At 51.7% G+C, this 19,090-nt stretch carries 18 protein-coding genes; 4 read left to right on the forward strand and 14 right to left on the reverse strand.

Annotation, left to right across the window (positions count from 1 at the left end; all coding sequences use genetic code 11):
- Positions 1-290 precede the first annotated feature (290 nt).
- The 3 genes from OGX98_RS10505 to putP all read right to left on the reverse strand — a co-directional run bounded on the left by OGX98_RS10505 (position 291) and on the right by putP (position 3,309).
- Positions 291-1,151, reverse strand: coding sequence for a DUF2920 family protein (locus OGX98_RS10505; RefSeq protein WP_353622279.1), 861 nt, complete (start codon positions 1,149-1,151; stop codon positions 291-293).
- Positions 1,112-1,465 (reverse strand): DUF2920 family protein, encoded by a 354-nt coding sequence (locus tag OGX98_RS23980; protein WP_353622278.1) that lies wholly within the window; start codon positions 1,463-1,465, stop codon positions 1,112-1,114. The genes OGX98_RS10505 and OGX98_RS23980 overlap by 40 nt, the downstream gene beginning before the upstream one ends.
- Positions 1,466-1,800: 335 nt before the next feature.
- Positions 1,801-3,309 (reverse strand): sodium/proline symporter PutP, encoded by a 1,509-nt coding sequence (gene putP / locus OGX98_RS10510; protein WP_045441517.1) that lies wholly within the window; start codon positions 3,307-3,309, stop codon positions 1,801-1,803.
- 422 nt (positions 3,310-3,731) lie between these two features.
- Between putP and putA the strand changes: the two genes are divergently transcribed.
- Both putA and OGX98_RS10520 read left to right on the forward strand, forming a co-directional pair.
- Positions 3,732-7,694: a trifunctional transcriptional regulator/proline dehydrogenase/L-glutamate gamma-semialdehyde dehydrogenase gene (gene putA, locus OGX98_RS10515; RefSeq protein ID WP_286595248.1), complete on the forward strand. Its 3,963-nt coding sequence runs from the start codon at positions 3,732-3,734 to the stop codon at positions 7,692-7,694.
- Between the two features lie 756 nt (positions 7,695-8,450).
- The gene (locus tag OGX98_RS10520) at positions 8,451-8,846 is read left to right on the forward strand and encodes a lysozyme inhibitor LprI family protein (RefSeq protein ID WP_045449555.1); all 396 of its coding nucleotides are present in this window, start codon (positions 8,451-8,453) and stop codon (positions 8,844-8,846) included.
- On the opposite strand, the gene rutR is transcribed toward OGX98_RS10520, so the two are convergent.
- The 3 genes from rutR to OGX98_RS10535 form a co-directional block, all read right to left on the reverse strand.
- Positions 8,843-9,481 carry an HTH-type transcriptional regulator RutR gene (gene rutR / locus OGX98_RS10525; RefSeq protein ID WP_045441513.1) on the reverse strand — a complete coding sequence of 213 codons (639 nt, stop codon included), beginning with the start codon at positions 9,479-9,481 and terminating at the stop codon, positions 8,843-8,845. The two genes, OGX98_RS10520 and rutR, sit on opposite strands and share 4 nt — an antisense overlap.
- 58 nt (positions 9,482-9,539) lie before the next feature.
- Complete coding sequence (locus OGX98_RS10530) at positions 9,540-10,454, reverse strand: DMT family transporter (RefSeq protein ID WP_045441512.1); 915 nt, start codon at positions 10,452-10,454, stop codon at positions 9,540-9,542.
- Between the two features lie 160 nt (positions 10,455-10,614).
- Positions 10,615-10,788, reverse strand: coding sequence for a con-10 family general stress protein (locus tag OGX98_RS10535; RefSeq protein WP_045441510.1), 174 nt, complete (start codon positions 10,786-10,788; stop codon positions 10,615-10,617).
- Between the two features lie 385 nt (positions 10,789-11,173).
- On the opposite strand from OGX98_RS10535, the gene wrbA reads away from it, so the two are divergent.
- Both wrbA and OGX98_RS10545 read left to right on the forward strand, forming a co-directional pair.
- The gene (wrbA, locus tag OGX98_RS10540; RefSeq protein WP_045441508.1) at positions 11,174-11,770 is read left to right on the forward strand and encodes an NAD(P)H:quinone oxidoreductase; all 597 of its coding nucleotides are present in this window, start codon (positions 11,174-11,176) and stop codon (positions 11,768-11,770) included.
- 20 nt (positions 11,771-11,790) lie between these two features.
- Positions 11,791-12,018: a YccJ family protein gene (locus OGX98_RS10545; protein ID WP_003036015.1), complete on the forward strand. Its 228-nt coding sequence runs from the start codon at positions 11,791-11,793 to the stop codon at positions 12,016-12,018.
- A gap of 36 nt (positions 12,019-12,054) precedes the next feature.
- Here the strand turns inward: OGX98_RS10545 and agp are convergent, their stop codons facing one another.
- From agp to OGX98_RS10585, 8 genes are all read right to left on the reverse strand, one after another.
- Positions 12,055-13,296, reverse strand: a complete 1,242-nt coding sequence (agp, locus tag OGX98_RS10550; protein ID WP_045441506.1) for a bifunctional glucose-1-phosphatase/inositol phosphatase — start codon at positions 13,294-13,296, stop codon at positions 12,055-12,057.
- An 87-nt stretch (positions 13,297-13,383) separates the two neighbouring features.
- A complete protein-coding gene (locus OGX98_RS10555) occupies positions 13,384-14,091 on the reverse strand; it encodes an ArsR/SmtB family transcription factor (RefSeq protein ID WP_284096470.1) in 708 nt (235 codons plus the stop codon).
- 68 nt (positions 14,092-14,159) lie between these two features.
- A complete protein-coding gene (locus tag OGX98_RS10560; protein ID WP_286595249.1) occupies positions 14,160-14,915 on the reverse strand; it encodes a sulfite exporter TauE/SafE family protein in 756 nt (251 codons plus the stop codon).
- A gap of 86 nt (positions 14,916-15,001) precedes the next feature.
- Positions 15,002-15,490, reverse strand: a complete 489-nt coding sequence (locus tag OGX98_RS10565; protein ID WP_045441500.1) for a hypothetical protein — start codon at positions 15,488-15,490, stop codon at positions 15,002-15,004.
- Positions 15,491-15,514: 24 nt separating this feature from the next.
- The gene (locus tag OGX98_RS10570) at positions 15,515-16,000 is read right to left on the reverse strand and encodes a TlpA family protein disulfide reductase (protein WP_048221684.1); all 486 of its coding nucleotides are present in this window, start codon (positions 15,998-16,000) and stop codon (positions 15,515-15,517) included.
- Positions 15,987-16,682 (reverse strand): ABC transporter ATP-binding protein, encoded by a 696-nt coding sequence (locus OGX98_RS10575; RefSeq protein ID WP_045441496.1) that lies wholly within the window; start codon positions 16,680-16,682, stop codon positions 15,987-15,989. Before OGX98_RS10575 ends, OGX98_RS10570 begins: the two co-directional genes overlap by 14 nt.
- 4 nt (positions 16,683-16,686) lie before the next feature.
- Positions 16,687-17,817, reverse strand: a complete 1,131-nt coding sequence (locus tag OGX98_RS10580; protein WP_045441495.1) for an ABC transporter permease — start codon at positions 17,815-17,817, stop codon at positions 16,687-16,689.
- Positions 17,807-19,090 (reverse strand): ABC transporter permease, encoded by a 1,284-nt coding sequence (locus tag OGX98_RS10585; RefSeq protein ID WP_200011931.1) that lies wholly within the window; start codon positions 19,088-19,090, stop codon positions 17,807-17,809. The genes OGX98_RS10580 and OGX98_RS10585 overlap by 11 nt, the downstream gene beginning before the upstream one ends.

Genomic DNA, 19,090 nt, shown 5'->3' on the forward strand with positions numbered 1-19,090 from the left:
GGTTAGGAGAGCAACGGTTACTGCCTCTTTGCAAGGACAGCAAATAAAACAGCCCGCACGCAGTTAACACCACAGGGTTAAGCAAAATGAGCGGTTGAACGATCCGACGGGTAGACGACAATGCCTCATCAATTTCCTGATGGTGCTTTTTTATGCTTTCTTCCTGGCTCGACAATAACCAGATCCAGGCCGAGCCCGCTTCACTTTCCTGCTTCCAGCGGTCACTACATCTCGAATGGATTTTCCAGATGATTGAATCTTATAGTTTATGACGAAGGTTGTTCTAATAATTAAACACTCACCTTATTTGAGCGACTTTGTATGGTTACTGTTACCGGTAATGTTGAGTTATTAAATAAATATATTAAATCATCACACAAGTATTGTGTTTTTAATGTCCGATGTTGATTTTTGATTTGATCTTTTATTAATGGGAAATGTTTTTTGAATAATTCAACCATAGACATACCAAGTCCATGCTCAAGAGATTTAATCAATACGCCATCTATGTCATTTTTATTTTTTAATATTCTACATGTTGTTTTGTCTTTATTGTGTTGTTGAAGTAGAAGAATCATTTCTAATTTATCTTTTGCCGGCGCAATATTATCATTTATATAATGATAAAAAACATATAAACATTGCCCTCCACCTTGATTAATCATCTGGGATAATTGATCAGGATCAAATAACCGTATTTGTATTCTACTTTTTGATAGAGTGTTTGGTAATCCTTTAGTCAGGGTCCATGGAGACTTAACATACAGGTCCATAATTATATTGCTGCTAAGTTGTTGTCGGAACTCAGTGTTGTTAAGCTCTCTGCCTATTAAGTACTTCATGTTTGGAGAGCTCCATGATGAGTTGTCGATAATGGCATTAACTAAACCTGGTGCTATTTTTTCAACCATGTTTGCAATATAGCCACCATATGAAGATCCAATTAATATTATTTTGCTATTTTCCATTTCAAAATTCAATATAGCATCGTTAATTGCATTTATTATATCAAGCGCAGGTAGCAATCCGAAATTTTGATATTCATTATTTTTTGGCTCAATCATCGCAAAAATTTGAGATGTAGTGTTATTTTTTTTTGCGCTTTCATTTATTAGTGATATTTTTTTATTGATAGATTCAGATTCATCAATAAAAAATGTCGTGCAAGACTGTTTATGTGAGCTATATCAAATGCGGAAAATGATATTTTTCCACCGACATTTGGTCTTGAATGATAGCAAAAATACTCTACAGTCATTGTTGTTATGTCATATGTTTCAGCTATTTTTTCGCATAATCCATGAGAGTAATTACCTAGATCCCCTCCGAACCCTGGTATATAAACAAGGATTAAGTTGTCTTTTTTAGGGTTACATATATGGTAAGAGCAAGTTCTAGTTCCTGTTTGTGAAGATAATTCTATATCAGCATTTGAAATGAACGTTTTATTTATGTTTTGCACCATCGTTTGTAAAATCTCCTTTGTTTGATTCCAACAACATAAGCGACTTTTTTTTTATAAACTTAAGAAAGGGGATGTGGGAGTGTTGCTTTTAATGGGGTCCGCTTGGAAAACGATAGTTTCCCGCGTTAGGAGAATTGAGCTTAACGGGTGGTTTCATTCCAGTGAGCGGAAGCCCCTGGCTGTAAGAAATGATCAGGCTGTCCGCTAGTTTTTTGCTTACTTACACTTCTACTGCGTGGCGTACGTCATACGTCAACACCCAGTATCCCGTTCACTCAAAGCATCTTAAGTGAACGGTGTTACGCACGCAGCGAGCTTTAGAGATGTTGGGCAGGTTATTCTACCTGTAAACGTGACGGCGGCGCTGAGTGATAGTGGGCATCCGCCTCGGCAAAACGTTTCTGCATTGCCGCAGATGGCGCTTTACCCAACAGGCTGAAGACGACGATCCCAATGCTGCCGAAAATGAAGCCAGGGATGATTTCATACAGACCCAACCACGCGAACTGCTTCCAGACGATAACCGTCACCGCACCGATGATCATCCCTGCCAACGCGCCGTTACGGGTCATACGCGACCACATGACGGAGAACAACACGACCGGGCCAAACGCCGCACCAAAACCAGCCCAGGCGTAGCTCACCAGACCAAGTACGCGGTTTTCCGGGTTTGCCGCCAGCGCAATAGAGATTAGCGCGACAACCAGCACCATGATGCGCCCAATCCACACCAGTTCTTTCTGGCTGGCATTTTTACGCAGGAACGCTTTGTATAAATCTTCAGTAATAGCGCTGGAACACACCAACAGCTGGCAGCTCAGCGTCGACATCACTGCCGCAAGGATGGCAGACAGCAGAATACCGGCAATCCATGGGTTAAACAGGATTTGCGCCAGTTCAATAAACACACGCTCGGCGTTCTGATTGACCGCCCCCGCCAGAGACGGGTTGTTATTGAAGTAAGCGATACCAAAGAAACCAACTGCGACCGCGCCCGCCAGACACAAGATCATCCAGGTCATACTGATGCGGCGTGCGTGAACAATACTATGGTGGGAATCGGCTGCCATAAAGCGCGCCAGAATGTGCGGCTGGCCGAAGTAGCCCAGACCCCAGCCCATCAGGGAAATGATGGCAACAAAGTTCAGTCCTTTGAGCATATCCACGTTCTCAATGCTCTTTTGTTTGATCACTTCCAGCGAGTCTTCAAATCCGCCCACGCCAATAATGACCATCACCGGCGTCAGGATCAGAGCAAAGATCATCAGGCTGGCCTGCACGGTATCGGTCCAGCTTACCGCGAGGAAACCACCAATAAAGGTATAAATGATTGTCGCTGCCGCACCGGCCCACAGAGCAGTTTCATAGCTCATGCCAAAGGTGCTCTCGAACAGACGCGCCCCTGCCACAATACCTGAAGCACAATAGATGGTGAAAAACAGCAGAATAACCAGCGCGGAGATAATACGCAGAATACGGCTTTTATCTTCGAAACGACCGGTAAAGTAATCCGGTAGCGTCAGGGCGTTGTTATTGTATTCAGTGTGAACACGTAGGCGACCCGCCACCAGCTTCCAGTTGATCCACGCGCCTAATGTCAGGCCGATAGCAATCCAGCTTTCTGAAATACCCGACAGGAAAATCGCGCCTGGCAGCCCCATCAGCAGCCAGCCGCTCATATCAGATGCCCCGGCGGATAACGCGGTTACAAATGGCCCCAGACTGCGCCCACCGAGAATATAGTCATCAAAGTTTTTGGTCGAACGCCATGCAATAAACCCTATCAATATCATGCCAAAAATATAGACACAGAATGTCACTAACATCGGTGTGCTAATAGCCATCAAAACTCTCCAAAATTATGTATCGGCAATGTCGTGACTTGCCGTTTTATTACCCTGCCGGAACGTGGCGAAGATATCTATGTTTACCAGGGCGACCGTATCCTGCCGGAAGCGATGGTCATTCACAATCGATTTAACACATCATTTACATCAAATTTGATCCAGATTGGATAGCATTTTTCTGGAGGTTGCACTCCCTCACATTTTTTTCGGTTGCACCTTTAAAAAGTGTTAACTACCGCAGAGAAAAAGATTTCGTTATTTTTACAACGCTCATCATAAGAACAATATTTATTAACATTTCATTCATTTTCAAGCTTGCAAACCAGGTCACATTTAACACGGTTGCACAAAGTTGCAACATGGTAGATATTTCTCGGTAACTATCAGACCCGTATTTCAGTACAACAGGAGTAAACGGCATGGGAACCACCACGATGGGGGTTAAGCTGGACGACGCCACACGCGAGCGTATTAAAACAGCAGCATCACGAATCGATCGCACACCGCACTGGCTGATTAAGCAAGCCATCTTTAATTATCTCGAAAGACTGGAAAATGACGATGCCCTTCCTGAGCTACCTGCCCTGCTGGCTGGTGCAGCGAACGAGAGCGAGGAAACCACCGCGCATCAGAATGAAACACACCAGCCTTTCCTGGAGTTTGCCGAACAGATCCTGCCTCAGTCTGTCTCACGTGCGGCCATCACCGCCGCGTATCGCCGCGCTGAAACTGACGCAGTACCGATGCTGATGGAGCAGGCTCGTCTGCCGCAGCCGATCGCGGAACAGGCTCATAAGCTGGCGTATCAACTCGCTGACAAACTGCGTAACCAGAAAACCGCCAGCGGCCGTGCCGGCATGGTACAGGGATTATTGCAGGAGTTCTCTCTCTCTTCACAGGAGGGCGTTGCGTTGATGTGCCTGGCGGAAGCGCTGCTGCGTATTCCTGACAAAGCCACTCGTGATGCGTTAATTCGCGACAAAATCAGCAACGGCAACTGGCAGTCGCACATTGGCCGCAGCCCGTCCCTGTTCGTGAACGCCGCAACCTGGGGGCTGCTGTTTACCGGGCGCCTGGTCTCCACGCATAACGAAGCCAGCCTCTCACGCTCGCTAAACCGCATCATCGGCAAGAGCGGCGAACCATTGGTGCGTAAAGGCGTCGATATGGCGATGCGCTTAATGGGCGAGCAGTTTGTCACCGGGGAAACCATCGCAGAAGCGCTGGCGAATGCGCGCAAGCTGGAAGATAAAGGCTTCCGCTACTCCTATGACATGCTGGGAGAAGCCGCGCTGACCGCCGCCGATGCGCAGGCCTATATGGTCTCTTATCAGCAGGCGATCCACGCCATTGGTAAAGCCTCTAACGGTCGTGGGATTTATGAAGGTCCGGGAATTTCGATCAAGCTGTCAGCGCTGCACCCGCGCTATAGCCGCGCACAGTACGATCGCGTGATGGATGAGCTGTATCCGCGCCTGAAGTCGCTAACCCTGCTGGCGCGCCAGTACGACATCGGCATCAATATTGATGCTGAAGAAGCGGATCGTCTGGAAATCTCCCTCGACCTGCTGGAAAAACTCTGCTTTGAACCTGAACTGGCAGGCTGGAACGGTATAGGTTTTGTTATCCAGGCCTATCAGAAGCGCTGTCCGTTTGTTATCGACTACCTGATTGATCTGGCAACACGCAGCCGCCGTCGCCTGATGATCCGTCTGGTTAAAGGTGCGTACTGGGACAGCGAAATCAAGCGCGCCCAGATGGACGGACTGGAAGGTTATCCGGTCTATACCCGCAAGGTTTACACCGACGTTTCCTATCTGGCCTGTGCGAAAAAACTGCTCGCCGTACCGAACCTGATCTACCCTCAGTTCGCGACCCATAACGCGCATACGCTGGCAGCGATTTATCAGCTGGCGGGTCAGAACTACTACCCTGGACAGTACGAATTCCAGTGCTTGCATGGTATGGGTGAGCCGTTGTACGAACAGGTCACAGGCAAAGTGGCGGACGGCAAACTAAACCGCCCATGTCGTATTTATGCACCGGTGGGGACCCATGAAACGCTGCTGGCGTACCTGGTGCGTCGTCTGCTGGAGAACGGGGCTAACACCTCGTTCGTTAACCGTATTGCAGACACCACCTTGCCACTGGATGAACTGGTTGCCGATCCGGTCGAAGCCGTTGAAAAAATGGCACAACAGGAAGGCCAGGCGGGTCTGCCACATCCGAAGATTGCGCTACCACGCGACCTGTACGGCAAGGGGCGCGATAACTCAGCCGGGCTGGATCTTGCGAACGAACATCGTCTGGCCTCGCTGTCCTCTGCTCTGCTCAATAGTGCCCTGCAAAAATGGCATGCCAAACCAATACTGGAGCATTCAGTAGCAGACGGAGAAATGATCCCCGTCATTAACCCGGCAGAGCCCAAAGATATTGTGGGTTATGTACGCGAAGCCACCCATGCTGAAGTGGAGCTGGCGTTACAGAGCGCGGTAAATAATGCCCCGATCTGGTTCGCAACACCGCCACAGGAACGTGCCGCTATTCTGCAGCGTGCCGCCATTCTGATGGAAGGCCAGATGCAACAACTGATTGGTATTCTGGTGCGTGAAGCGGGTAAAACCTTTAGCAACGCCATTGCTGAGGTGCGCGAAGCCGTAGACTTCCTGCACTATTACGCAGGTCAGGTTCGTGATGATTTTGACAACGAAACGCATCGTCCGTTAGGCCCGGTCGTCTGCATCAGCCCATGGAACTTCCCGCTGGCAATTTTCACCGGACAGATTGCTGCCGCATTGGCGGCAGGTAACAGCGTGTTGGCAAAACCTGCGGAACAAACCCCGCTGATTGCCGCCCAGGGCATCGCCATCTTACTGGAGGCCGGTGTGCCGCCGGGCGTGGTGCAGTTGTTGCCTGGTCAGGGTGAAACCGTCGGGGCGCAACTCACATCCGATGAACGCGTACGCGGCGTGATGTTCACTGGCTCCACGGAAGTCGCCGCGTTGTTACAACGCAATATCGCCACCCGTCTTGATGCTCAGGGTCGCCCGCTCCCACTTATCGCTGAAACCGGTGGAATGAACGCGATGATCGTGGACTCCTCTGCGCTGACAGAACAGGTTGTTGTGGATGTGGTGGCCTCCGCCTTTGACAGCGCAGGACAGCGTTGCTCGGCGCTACGGGTACTGTGTCTGCAGGATGATATCGCCGATCACACGTTGAAAATGCTGCGCGGCGCAATGGCGGAATGCCGGATGGGCAATCCGGGTCGCCTGACGACCGATATTGGGCCGGTTATCGATGCTGAAGCCAAAGCGAATATTGAGCGCCATATTCAGGCGATGCGCGCCAAAGGTCGCCCGGTATTCCAGGCCGTGCGTGAAAACAGTGATGATGCGCGTGAATGGCAAACCGGAACCTTTGTTGCCCCCACGCTTATCGAACTGGAAAGCTTCGACGAGTTGCAAAAAGAGGTGTTCGGTCCGGTACTGCACGTCGTGCGCTACACCCGTAACAATCTGGGCAGCCTGATTGAGCAGATTAATGCCTCCGGCTACGGTCTGACGCTGGGCGTGCATACCCGTATTGATGAAACCATCGCCCAGGTCACCGGTACGGCGCATGTAGGTAACCTCTACGTCAACCGCAATATGGTTGGCGCAGTAGTCGGCGTACAGCCATTTGGTGGTGAAGGTTTATCAGGAACCGGCCCAAAAGCAGGTGGCCCGCTCTATCTGTATCGCCTGCTGGCAAACCGCCCAGAAAATGCGCTGGGCGTAACGCTTGCCCGCCAGGATGCAGATTATCCTGTTGATGCTCAGCTCAAAGCGGCGCTTATTCAGCCTCTTGATGCGCTCACCGGGTGGGCAGCCGACCGCCCATCACTGCATGCGCTCTGTCAGCAATTTTCCGAACTGGCGCAGGCCGGGACTCAGCGTCTGCTGCCGGGTCCTACCGGGGAGCGCAACACCTGGACGCTGCTGCCACGTGAACGCGTACTGTGTATTGCGGATGACGAGCAGGATGCGCTGGTGCAGGTTGCCGCCGTGACATCTGTTGGCAGTTTGATCCTGTGGCCAGACGATGCTTTCCACCGTGAGCTGGCAAAGCGTCTGCCTGCGGCTGTTTCCGGGCGCATTCAGTTTGCCAAAACCGATAACCTTACCGCGCAACCGTTCGATGCGGTTATCTTCCACGGCGATTCCGACCAGTTGCGTGCGCTGTGTGAAGCAGTCGCCGCGCGGGAAGGGGCGATTGTCTCGGTACAAGGGTTTGCCCGTGGCGAAAGCAACATTCTGCTGGAGAGGCTGTATATTGAACGCTCGCTGAGCGTCAATACCGCCGCCGCCGGGGGTAATGCCAGTCTGATGACAATCGGCTAAGGCGGTGGTTATGGGGTATACGCTTCAGATCTGTCAGTAAAGCGTCGCCAGATGACAATGAATATATTGCCTCTGGCGCCTTGTTACGTTCACCTTGAATGCTTCACCACTCTGAAGCCGTTATGCCTGTGAACGTGTAAAGGGCGTTCTCCGCCACGCCCTTTACAATCCCGGCTCCCGGCAGGAAAATTGTTGCTTCGCAATCCCCTCCGCTAATTCCTCCAGGCTACCGGGCCGGGCGCGAGGTAGCGTCCCTGCAAAACGCGCCCTGAGCCAGCATCCATGCTGGCTCTCCCGGCCTTTCGGAAACGCGTCGGCAATTTTCAGCCGGACCAGTCCACACCTGACCTCCTGCATTTTTTGTTTAAACAGCAAAAAGGAAATACCTGAAAGCCAGAGCGCTGAAGCGGCCCCCTTAGTCCGGCTGAAAATCGATGAGGCGTTGACGGCTGACCGGGGCAGCCCGCAGGGAAGCGGGCTGAGGGGACGGCCTGCAGGGATGCAGGCTCGGCACCGACCCGACAGGCAGACGGAATAAGACGAATAAATCGCGCAGCGACGATTTTCCTTGCCGGGAGCCAGGGTTGCAAGGGAGGCGGCGGTGAGCCTCCCTTGCACGTTCACAGGGGCAGAGGCCTCAGAAAAGTCATGAACATAAAGTGAACGGAACCCTGTTCCAGAGTAAAATGTTCTTCTAATACTTAACAAACAAGCATTACTGGTAACGGAACCTTATTTATGCAGCCAGAGGGAAGCATGAAACGAATAATACTGACATGTGCGGCACTGTTGCTCAGCAGCCAGGCACTGGCTGATGACTGTGCCAACGCCAATAACCAAATTGAAATGAATACCTGTGCTGCCGAGCAGTTCAAAGCGGCTGACGCAAAACTAAATGATACTTATCAGAATGCACTTAAGCGCGCCGCGCCTGCTCAGCGTGATCTGCTAAAAAAAGCGCAAGTGGCGTGGATAACTCTGCGGGATGCTGACTGCGCGTTAATCAGTTCCGGTGCGGAAGGCGGCAGCGTACAGTCGATGATTTCCAGCCAGTGTCTGATGGATAAAACCAACGAACGCGAAGCATTTCTCGCCTCGCTCCTGCAGTGTGAAGAAGGTGATTTAAGCTGCCCGTTACCGCCCGCCGGTTAACGCACGCGGATCCCCTCGATTATCATCCGCTGTACACTTTCAACCGTTTGGTTAAAAAAAGCGTCATCACGCAGCGTTGCGCCGGTCACTGCCTCTACCTGTGGGGCAAAATCAGCGTAATGCTGTGTTGAAGCCCAAATCATAAAGATCAGATGATGCGGATCGACCGGAGCCAGCTTCCCACTCTTTACCCATCCGGCAATCAGTGCGGATTTCTCATCAATCAGCGTTTTAAGATCGCCCGTCAACTCAGTCATCAGCAGCGGCGCTCCCGCCAGCATCTCCATACAAAACAGTCGGGAAGCCTGAGGATAATCGCGGGAAACTTCCAGTTTGAGACGGATATACTCTTTAATTGCCACCAGCGGCGCAAAGTCTTCACGAAAAGCCTTCAACGGTGCCAGCCAGATGTCGAGGATCTGCCGCAGAACGGCAATATACAGCACCTCTTTAGACGGGTAGTAATAGAGCAAATTGGTTTTTGACACGCCCGCCTGCTCTGCCACCTGCTCCAGACGCGTGCCATGGATCCCGTACTGGGAGAAGATATTTAATGCAGCGGTTAAAATGGCCTGACGTTTAGCACTGACGGCCTGCGAGCGTTTACCTGTTTTTTTCTCTGCGCGTTGAGCCATGCGCCCTCTCCTTGTTTTGAGGGCGTCAGCATAACAAATCACGCGGTGAATGGTTACATTAAAGCGACTCCGGCGGCGCGTCTTGCGGTATGGCTTTTTTCTTATTGAACTTCAGTTCACTTACCAGGACGCCAACAATAATAAAAGCAGCGCCTAACAAAGCCAGTAGCGGTAAGCGTTCACCGGCAAGGCGACCAAAGATCCCCGCCCACACAGGTTCTCCGGTATAGATAACCGTGGCGCGTGTCGGAGATACGCTGCGCTGTGCCCAGTTCATCGTTACCTGAATAATCGCGCTAAAAATACCCAGCCCCAGAGCAACGACCAGTAACCCTGTCGACGCTGGCGGTACGGACTCTCCCGCCGGAACCATAGCAATAAACGCCACCACTGAAGCGGTTGCCAGTTGCACCACCGTGACTCGCCGCACATCCACTTTCCCAGCCCATGCGCTGATCAGAATAATTTCTGCGGCTATCGCCACCGCGCTGGCGAGCGTGATCCACTCCCCTTCACCGAGAGCGAGTAAATTACCGCCAGGTCCGGCAAGGAATATCAGCCCAATAAATGCCAGTACAATCCCGACGCACGGCATCAGTCCCGGCATACGGCCCAGGCACAGCCACTGTAAAAGCGGCACCAGTGGTACATACATGGCGGTAATAAATGCAGACTTACTGCTGGGAATATACTGTAGCCCCCAGGTTTGCAGGCTGTAACCCAGCGCAATGGATACACCGATCGCCACACCCGCTTTTACTTCCAGCCATGTCAACCCACGTAATGTGCGTAACGACAGTAGTGCCACCGCAAGCGCCGCTGTAGCAAAGCGCACGCCAACAAAGAAGAAGGGACCACTCATCGTGACGGCATACTGCACCGCCAAAAACGTTCCACCCCAGAACATGGTGATCACAATGAGGATCGCTTCCTGGGGTTTAACGGAGAAGGAATAACGAGAAAGTAATGACATGAGACACCCAATTAACCGAATGTCATTAGTCTGCGTTGTGTTTTGTTACAGTTCAACCTTGCATACAAAAAAACCGCCGGAAGAACCGGCGGCGGTGGCGATGTAACGTCTGGCAATGAAAGCTCAGCCGTCACGATATATCTAACAGACAGCACGGCAATTACGGTTTCGTGTTGCCGTGGCTATTTTTGCCCCCTTTTTTGCCTGCCTCTGAAGCGCGTTGCGGGTCATTCTTGAAGTTGCCCCCGCTGTGCTGGCCACCTTTTCGACCTGCTTCTGATGCTCTTTCGCGGTCTTCCGCAAAATTACCGGAACCGCCTCGATGGTTTGCCATTACTGACCTCCGTCATTGATTAGACATCATATTGCATAGGTGCTGAGGAGTGATACCTCACGCAGCGTTTGGGCATTGCCCTGATTATCACTGCGTGGGATTAAGCATAGTGAAGCCTGACCAGACGACCTGCTAACGGTAATATTCTGCAACAGGATCTGTAGTAATACGAAGATAATCACAGAGCGAAATCAATAAGTCTTTCTTATGACAGCTAAAATCCACCAGCTTAAAAATGTATCATTTTGCAACAAAAACCCGTGTTATAAAAATTGTTATAAATCAAAGAAATGATTGTGAAATTTGCACTCCTGGCAGTACGTCATATCTTTAAAGGTAGGTAGCGAATCGCTACGGACACGGTTAAATCGAGGAGTAGTGTAAAATGGCAAAAGTTCTGGTGCTCTATTATTCCATGTATGGACACATTGAAACCATGGCCCATGCAGTCGCAGAAGGCGCAAACAAAGTGGATGGCGCAGAAGTTATTATTAAGCGTGTGCCAGAAACTATGCAGCCGGAAATCTTCGCTAAGGCGGGCGGTAAAACACAAAACGCACCAGTCGCAACCCCGCAGGAACTGGCTGATTACGACGCCATCATTTTCGGTACCCCCACACGCTTTGGCAACATGTCCGGTCAGATGCGTACCTTCCTGGATCAGACCGGTGGACTGTGGGCTTCTGGCGGGCTTTACGGCAAACTTGCCAGCGTATTCAGCTCGACAGGAACCGGCGGCGGTCAGGAACAAACCATTACATCGACCTGGACTACGCTTGCCCACCACGGAATGGTGATTGTTCCTATTGGATACGCCGCGCAAGAACTGTTTGATGTCTCACAAGTACGCGGCGGAACTCCGTACGGTGCCACCACGATTGCCGGAGCGGATGGCTCACGGCAGCCAAGCCAGGAAGAATTATCTATTGCCCGTTACCAGGGGGAATATGTCGCAGGCCTGGCAGTAAAACTCAACGGCTAATCTTCAACAGGAGGATTCGAATGCCAACTCAAGAAGCGAAAGCCCATCGCGTCGGCGAATGGGCAAGTCTGCGCAATACATCGCCGGAAATAGCCGAAGCCATTTTTGAAGTCGCCCACTATGACGAGAAACTGGCGGAAAAAATTTGGGAAGAAGGTAGCGACGAAGTGCTAATCAAAGCCTTTGAGAAAACTGACAAAGATTCACTCTTTTGGGGTGAACAGACTATCGAACGTAAAAACGTCTAGCGCTCTGACTCCCCCGCTTCCACGGGGGAGTTTTCTTTACTTAGCCGCCTCATTCAGCACGCTATCGAATTTATCGATGGGGCAAAATCCATTGGTATCAACCGGACAACCTTTCAGTTCCAGCGTCACGCGCTGTGCCGGGGATTTTAGCGTCAGAACTTCCGCATTACGCAACTGTTGCGAACTCTGATACACATACTCAATTTTCATCAGGTCACGGTTAGCATTGCTGTCGTGCCAGCGTTGAAAGACGATTTTCCCGCCGATCGGCGTACGTTCGTTCTGGTCGTGTAACTGGTAGGGTTTGAAATCCAGCGCCGTTAGCAGCGAGGCAATGTTTGAATCATGCCCCACCAGCACGGTAATTTTCGGCGCTTTCGTCCGTTCAGTCACCAGCGCATTGTCGATATATTTCACCAGCGGTTTAGCGACGTTCTGTGCAACCTCCGGCGAGGTGAACAGACTGTCCTGATAGCCGTTTTTCAGTTTCGACAGCACCTTCCACTGTTGGTCGGATTTAATCTCACCCCAGGCCACATCGTCCATCGGGAAGCCTTCGTAATATTGCAAAGTGAACGCATCCACCAGCGAATTACCCACCTTCAACGGTCCTGAAACACCGGGCTCCTGTTGATACTTCGCGCTGAACGTGTCTTTGGCGTCGATCAGGGAGCATTGCTGTTTTTCTTTACAGGACGGTGAGTCCTTATAGTTTGTCATTTGCTCAAGCAACTTGTAGCTGTCATTAAGCTGCATTTTGCTGCGCTCTTTTTCCATAGCCTGAACGGCCTGCTGACTAAAAGCGGCGGAATCATCAGTGATAACCGGATTGAAGGTTGGGTCCATGGTGCCCATTTTTTCCTGATGATGCACCGGAACATCACACCCAGGGAAAGCACCGGTCACGAAGAATTGTGCGGTCGCGACCGTACGCTGCAAGCTGTTAGCATAGGTATACACCGTATCAGGGGCCGGACATTCACCGGATTTCACCATCCCCTGCTCTGCCAGCCATTCACGCATGTAATGACCCATGTAGATTTCCAGCACGCCGCCTTTAGTGGTGAGTTGGCCACCCGGAACCTCCCATTGTGGCCATTGCTTTGGCGTAGACTGCTCAAGAACGCTGCCATTATTGGCTAAAGGTGCACGTAAGTTATGTCGACTCATCATCAATACTTGCTGAAGCTGATAGCCTTCCGGCGTTGTCTGCGCCTGTGCGGCGGATGACAATAAGACAACACCTGCCACGGCGGCGGCAATTAACGACTTTTTCATCCCTACGACCTCTTGTTGTTATCAATTCCTCAAGAGTGTGACAGAAATATGTCATTTTTCCGGGAACGCTTTCGCAAAACAGGAGATCTACCGCACAACTTTGATGCCAAATTCCGTCTGGAGTTTGCGGATCCCAAGCGGAGTGAACGTGACATGGCGACTGCCCGACTGCGTTTTAATCCACTTCTGTTCGGAAAACCAACGCAGAAGCGTTGCGCCGAGCACACCGCCTGGATGGTAGCGTCGCTCACTCCAGTCCAGACAGCCGCAGCTGAATTTTCGCCGGGATGAACCCGCAGCCAGGACAATCCCCATCTCCGTCAGCATTTCCTGCCCAAGTTTGGTCAGCGTTTCGCCATCAGACGTTAGCCATTGCCGGGCAACCAGCGTATCAAAAAGCATTACCGCAACTTCACCGGCCAGATGGTCATAACAGGTTCGGGCATGCCGCAAACTCAGCGGCGTGGTAATTTTTCGTGGCGTTGATGTTGCCCATGCCACCCCCATCAAACGTTCCAGCAGTTCGGCGATCTCCGTTCCTGCGAGGCGAAAATAACGATGCCGGCCCTGAGCGAGCGCAACAACGAATCGCTGCTCGCACAGACGTGCCAGGTGCGCACTGGCGGTGGAAGCTGACACATCAGCCACAGCGCTAAGTTCGGTTGCGGTCCAGGCTCGGCCATCCATCAGGGCGCACAACATGCGCGAGCGCGATTTATCGGCCATCACTGCCGCAGTAAGCGCCATCCGCGACTCCAGCTCGCCCTCTTCATCATTGAGCATTACCGATGCCATTACTTCTCCCCACCGCCTGATCGTTGGAATTAACATGCCATGAAATCACCATAAAGTCATAGCTGGACTCACGCCGCGCGCAGCATCATTTCCACACCCAGCCCTACCAGGCAGAACAGAAAACAGTGTTTGAACACCACAGGAGAAATCAGCCGCCGCACACGGGTTCCAACCCACTGGCCCAGCAGCGCAGGAATAATGGCAAACGCCGATAAGCTCAGCGACTGAATGGGCAATGCATTGTGCCACCACAAACCCAACGCGAGAGCCAGCGTCGAAAAGGTAAAAGAGATCCCGAGCGCCTGCACCAGCTCATCTTTTTCAAACCCCAAAGACTGGATCCATGGCACAGCAGGCATAACAAAGACACCAGTGCCACCGGTCAATAAACCGGTCACAAATCCAATGACGAGGGAAAGCGGTTTTTCACGTTGCGGATCCACGGCGATTTTCTTTCCCGCCAGCGTCCAGACGGCATAGACAACCAGCGCCACGCCAAGCGCAAACTGAGTTCGGGTCGTGTTGCCCGCGGTGATCCAGACACTGGCAAGCAGAGTGGATATGACGACCATCAACAACATTGGCCACAGCCGTTGCAGCAACCTGCCTGTATTACCCCCGCCGCCAAACTGAAACACATTGCTTATCAGAGAAGGCAACAGCAGCATTGCCGCAGCGGCAACCGGAGAGATGAGCGAGCCGAGGATCCCCATAGCCACCGTGGGCAACCCCATGCCGGTTACGCCTTTCACCATGCCCGCCAGCACAAACGTAGCAGCAACCATTATTACCAGGGAGGGGTCATTCGCATATACATTGGCCATTCTTCACTTTCCCGCAATAGAAGATAAGCCAGTTTGTACGCTAATAGTAATGCTTGCTTCGTCGGGCGACGAAATATGCCATCCGGTTATTCGGAAATAATCACTTCGCGACGGATATTACGCACACAATATAAGGTCCCGTCGGTAAGGTACAATTGATGAAAGCGCGTGTTATCTGGAATGTTGTGTAAAAGGGAACGCTCAGTATCAATGAACTCTTTTTGTATCCGATAATGAACTGCGTCATCAGTTTCAAAGGAGACATATTCCCGTGTGGTATACGGTTTACTTTTTAATTTTACATACACAATGTATTGCACCGTACTGAACGTCAGCCCGGTTTTTGCAGCAATCTCTTTCAGATTTAATGGTTCAGAAGACGCATAGAGAGCTTGTACCTGTTCAATGCGTTTTTGATTGTAAGCCGACACCCGCAGGCCGATTTTCAGTCGATACGCCATATTACGCACAACCGTAATATTGGTGCAAAGCATCTGCGCAATCTGCTCCGTTGTGAGAACTCCTGCGTTTTCACGCAGGACGGTCAGACTCTCTTCATTCCACCTAAATGCCATTTAGCGCTTCTCCCTGTATCGCGTTTATAGGGCTGCCAGACGCGCAAACGTAGCCTCTAACTCAGGCGGTTTCCGCATCCCCTGGTGTAATTCCAGCACGCGACCTTCCCGATCAATCAACACAGAGGTTGGCGTACCGATGACCTGATAACGCTCCTGGGAAATCTTAAGCTGATCGCGAAGTACCGGATAAGAAACCTGATGTTTCGCCAGTAAGCCATCAATCATCACCGTCGCCGGATCGGTATTCACCGCCACGACCACCACCTTATCGCCCCACTTTTTACTCAGCGCTTCCAGCGCGTCCATTTCGGCAAGACAGCCGCCGCACCCCGCCGACCAAAAGTTAAGATAAACAGCCTTCCCACGCCAGTGTTCAAGCCCGGATTCTCTTCCCTGCATGTCAAACGTTGCCAGCGCCGGGGCTTGCTGCCCAACCGCCAGTTTCTCTTCTTTACATCCGCTCATCAGAACCAAAACGGCGAGAATTAATACGTTAGTCCAGCGCATGTTGATTAGCCTCCTCGCCCTGATATTTGCCATGTTGCAGACGGATAATACGATCGGCAAACAACCCAAGCGCCGGATTATGTGTCACCATCACAATCGTGCGCCCCTGGCGATGCAGGTCGGTGAGCAGATCCAGTACCCGCTGTTCATTCTCCTCATCGAGGTTACCCGTGGGCTCATCGGCAAAAATCACCGGCGGCTCATTGACCAGCGCCCGGGCAATGCACACCCGTTGCTGCTCTCCTCCGGAAAGCTGACTCGGCAGGTGCGTCACGCGATGCCCAAGCCCCACCTGTTCCAGAACCTTTCTGGCCGCCGCTTCATCGACCACGCTGTGGTAGTGCTGTGCCAGCATGATATTCTCCAGCGCGGTTAAAAACGGGATCAGATGAAACTGCTGGAACACCAGCCCTATTTTTTCAGCGCGAAAACGGCGCCGCCCCTCTTCATCCAGTGCTGCGGCATCAATCCCATCTAAAAACACCTGACCTTCTGTCGCGGTGTCCAGGCAGGTAAGAATATTCATCAATGTCGTTTTACCTGAACCAGACGCGCCCATAATAGCGACAAACTCGCCCTGCACTATTTGCAGGTTGATGTCATCTAAGGCGGTAACATCACCGAACCGTTTATATAAATGGCGGGTTTCAATCGCCATTGGTGGGGTCTGCATAACGGACATGGCGTTACTCTCCTTTCAACACTTTTGCGGGTTCGACACTGACCGCGCGCCGGACCGGAACAATCGCCGCCAGAATGGCGACCAGTAAAGATAACGTCAGGGTGACAGGCAGCACTGGCCAGCGTAGCGAAATTGCAGCATTGAATACGGTCAGCCCCAGCAATTGGGCCAACAGATACCCTAAGATCCACCCGCAAACCACCGCAGCCAGCGCGATAATGCAGGTTTCCAGGAGAATTTGCCGGACAATATCACCGTTGCTGGCACCCAACGCTTTTTGCAGAGCAAACTCACGGGCGCGTTCACCAACAATGGCCATCAGAGTGGTGTTCACACACAAAGAGGACAATGCAAGGATCACCACCGATACCAGCCCCATTAACCCTTTTATCTTATCCAGTACCTGTCCTTCTGAAGCAGAGACTTTCCGTATTGGACGGATCTCCAGATCCGGGTATTGAGCCTGCAAGCGGTTAGCATAGTTTTCCACCTGACCGACATCGTTGCTGACACTCATCAGCCCATGGCTGATTTTACCGGGCTGATGCAGCCACGCCTGCGCCACGTCAAGACTCACAATCAGCATGTTATCTGTCGCATCACCGGCTTCAACAATGCCTTTAATCTGTAGGTTTTTACGTTGATTGTGATCCACCAGGGTGATGCTATCGCCCGGCTGGACACTAAGACGTTCCGCCAGTTTGACGCCAATCATCGCATTGCGATCATCAAAGCTGACACCAATCCAACTCCCCTGTACCTGCCAGTACGGCACCAGCCTTTGCAAGGATTCAAACCACACGCCGACAATAACCACCTTCTCCAGTTCAGTGCGCGCCATACCGTATAGCCATGGGCTGGCTCCGTGAACCAGACCTTGTGGTGCCTGATCCAGAATGGTCTGCAACTCTTGCTGTGTCATGCTGGAGCCGTGGCCTGGCCCGATGTAGAAATTCGCGCCAAAGGTACGCAATTCTTCACTCATTTTGGTATTGATATCGAACCACACCGCAGATAGCGCGGTCACGATGGTCGCCCCCACCATCAATGCGGCAAATACCACGCTAACCCGCTGAAAGCGCAGACGCAGAGCCCGCCATACCAGTAGCCAGAGCATTGTGCGTTTAGCGGCCATACAGCACCTCCACAGGATACAGACGAGCAATGCGCCGAGCCGGGAACCACGTGCCAATCAGGGCAATTAGTACCGCAATCACCAATACACAGGGCACTACAATCCAGGCAAAATTCAATGGCGCATCAAATAGCATCAAGCCAATCGCTTTCGCCATTCCCCATCCGGCTACGCATCCCAATGCCCCTCCGGCCAGTCCACTGGAAGCCGCTTCAAGATAGAACAACAGCATGATTTGCCACTGATGTGCTCCAAGCGCCTTCATCAGGCCGATCTCTTTAGCGCGTTCCATAATGGTGCTGGTCATCAGTGACGCAATCCCCATTGCCGAAGCTGCCAGTGCTGCGACGGTTACAACCCCCATCAGCAACTGAATTTTATCGATAACGACACCTTCAGATGCGGCAACCTGCCACACAGGACGGACTTCTGCCCCGGAAATAGCCTCCTCCAGTTGATGCGCAATAGACGAGACATAGGCCGTGCAGTACCAAAGGTCGTACTCTTCAGCATTCAATGCGTCGAGATTTTCACGCGCCCGGCGCGAAAGCTCGTTTTCCGGCACCGTCAATGCCGAGACGCGAATGGCCTGCACTTTGCCTGGTAAACCGAGAAGCGTTTGCACCGTGCTCAACGGCATAACCAGTTGGTTATCTTCATCTCCGCCGCTGGAGAGGATTCCGCTGACTGTCACGGTCAATGTTGTTTTACCGTTACGTATTACCAGTTGATCGCCCGGCTTCCAGCCCGTTTGTCGTGCCAGGGCATGTCCCACCAGAGTTTGAGGGGCATCGCCTGCGGGCTCCTGAGGCCAGTCGCCAGTAACCTGCCAGAACGGGCTCACTGTTTTCTGCCCCGTCTCAAACCCTTCTTCATCTGGAATATCCACCGGCTGGCTGAAGAAGGTGCCAAGAATACGTACCTCTTTGCCATCAACGTCGACTTCACCACCGAGCATAGGGGCAAAGCCGACAATGTTGTTACGCCAGAAGATATCCTTAATGTTTGGCAGTTCCGCTTCATCAAGGAAATCCTGCCCCGATAGTGGGTTACTGTTTTCACTGAAAAGCGCAGGCAACGCCGCCTGCCCGGCGGGTTCAATCAAAATATTGGCACCGTAAGACTTCAGCTCTCTGGACATTTTATCGCCAATATCAATCGACACCGCCAGCAGTGCAGAGATCAGGCTGGATGCGAGAAATACCGTCACAATAGCCAGTCCCTTGCGCCGGAGATTGCGCCCCCAGGATTGTCGTAACATTCGCCACAGCAT

Source organism: Citrobacter sp. Cm046, assembly GCF_030333065.1.
In the GTDB taxonomy this organism is placed as follows: domain Bacteria; phylum Pseudomonadota; class Gammaproteobacteria; order Enterobacterales; family Enterobacteriaceae; genus Citrobacter; species Citrobacter murliniae.

Bases quoted from the DNA above. Each gene is read 5' to 3' on its own strand.
- OGX98_RS23980 (WP_353622278.1), bottom strand. From the start codon at position 1,465: ATGGTGCAAAACATAAATAAAACGTTCATTTCAAATGCTGATATAGAA.
- OGX98_RS10575 (WP_045441496.1), bottom strand. From the start codon at position 16,682: ATGTCCGTTATGCAGACCCCACCAATGGCGATTGAAACCCGCCATTTA.
- OGX98_RS10560 (WP_286595249.1), bottom strand. From the start codon at position 14,915: ATGGCCAATGTATATGCGAATGACCCCTCCCTGGTAATAATGGTTGCT.
- putA (WP_286595248.1), top strand. From the start codon at position 3,732: ATGGGAACCACCACGATGGGGGTTAAGCTGGACGACGCCACACGCGAG.
- OGX98_RS10530 (WP_045441512.1), bottom strand. From the start codon at position 10,454: ATGTCATTACTTTCTCGTTATTCCTTCTCCGTTAAACCCCAGGAAGCG.
- putP (WP_045441517.1), bottom strand. From the start codon at position 3,309: ATGGCTATTAGCACACCGATGTTAGTGACATTCTGTGTCTATATTTTT.
- OGX98_RS10570 (WP_048221684.1), bottom strand. From the start codon at position 16,000: ATGCGCTGGACTAACGTATTAATTCTCGCCGTTTTGGTTCTGATGAGC.
- rutR (WP_045441513.1), bottom strand. From the start codon at position 9,481: ATGGCTCAACGCGCAGAGAAAAAAACAGGTAAACGCTCGCAGGCCGTC.
- OGX98_RS10520 (WP_045449555.1), top strand. From the start codon at position 8,451: ATGAAACGAATAATACTGACATGTGCGGCACTGTTGCTCAGCAGCCAG.
- OGX98_RS10535 (WP_045441510.1), bottom strand. From the start codon at position 10,788: ATGGCAAACCATCGAGGCGGTTCCGGTAATTTTGCGGAAGACCGCGAA.
- agp (WP_045441506.1), bottom strand. From the start codon at position 13,296: ATGAAAAAGTCGTTAATTGCCGCCGCCGTGGCAGGTGTTGTCTTATTG.
- OGX98_RS10555 (WP_284096470.1), bottom strand. From the start codon at position 14,091: ATGGCATCGGTAATGCTCAATGATGAAGAGGGCGAGCTGGAGTCGCGG.
- OGX98_RS10545 (WP_003036015.1), top strand. From the start codon at position 11,791: ATGCCAACTCAAGAAGCGAAAGCCCATCGCGTCGGCGAATGGGCAAGT.
- OGX98_RS10585 (WP_200011931.1), bottom strand. From the start codon at position 19,090: ATGCTGTGGCGAATGTTACGACAATCCTGGGGGCGCAATCTCCGGCGC.
- OGX98_RS10580 (WP_045441495.1), bottom strand. From the start codon at position 17,817: ATGGCCGCTAAACGCACAATGCTCTGGCTACTGGTATGGCGGGCTCTG.
- OGX98_RS10565 (WP_045441500.1), bottom strand. From the start codon at position 15,490: ATGGCATTTAGGTGGAATGAAGAGAGTCTGACCGTCCTGCGTGAAAAC.
- wrbA (WP_045441508.1), top strand. From the start codon at position 11,174: ATGGCAAAAGTTCTGGTGCTCTATTATTCCATGTATGGACACATTGAA.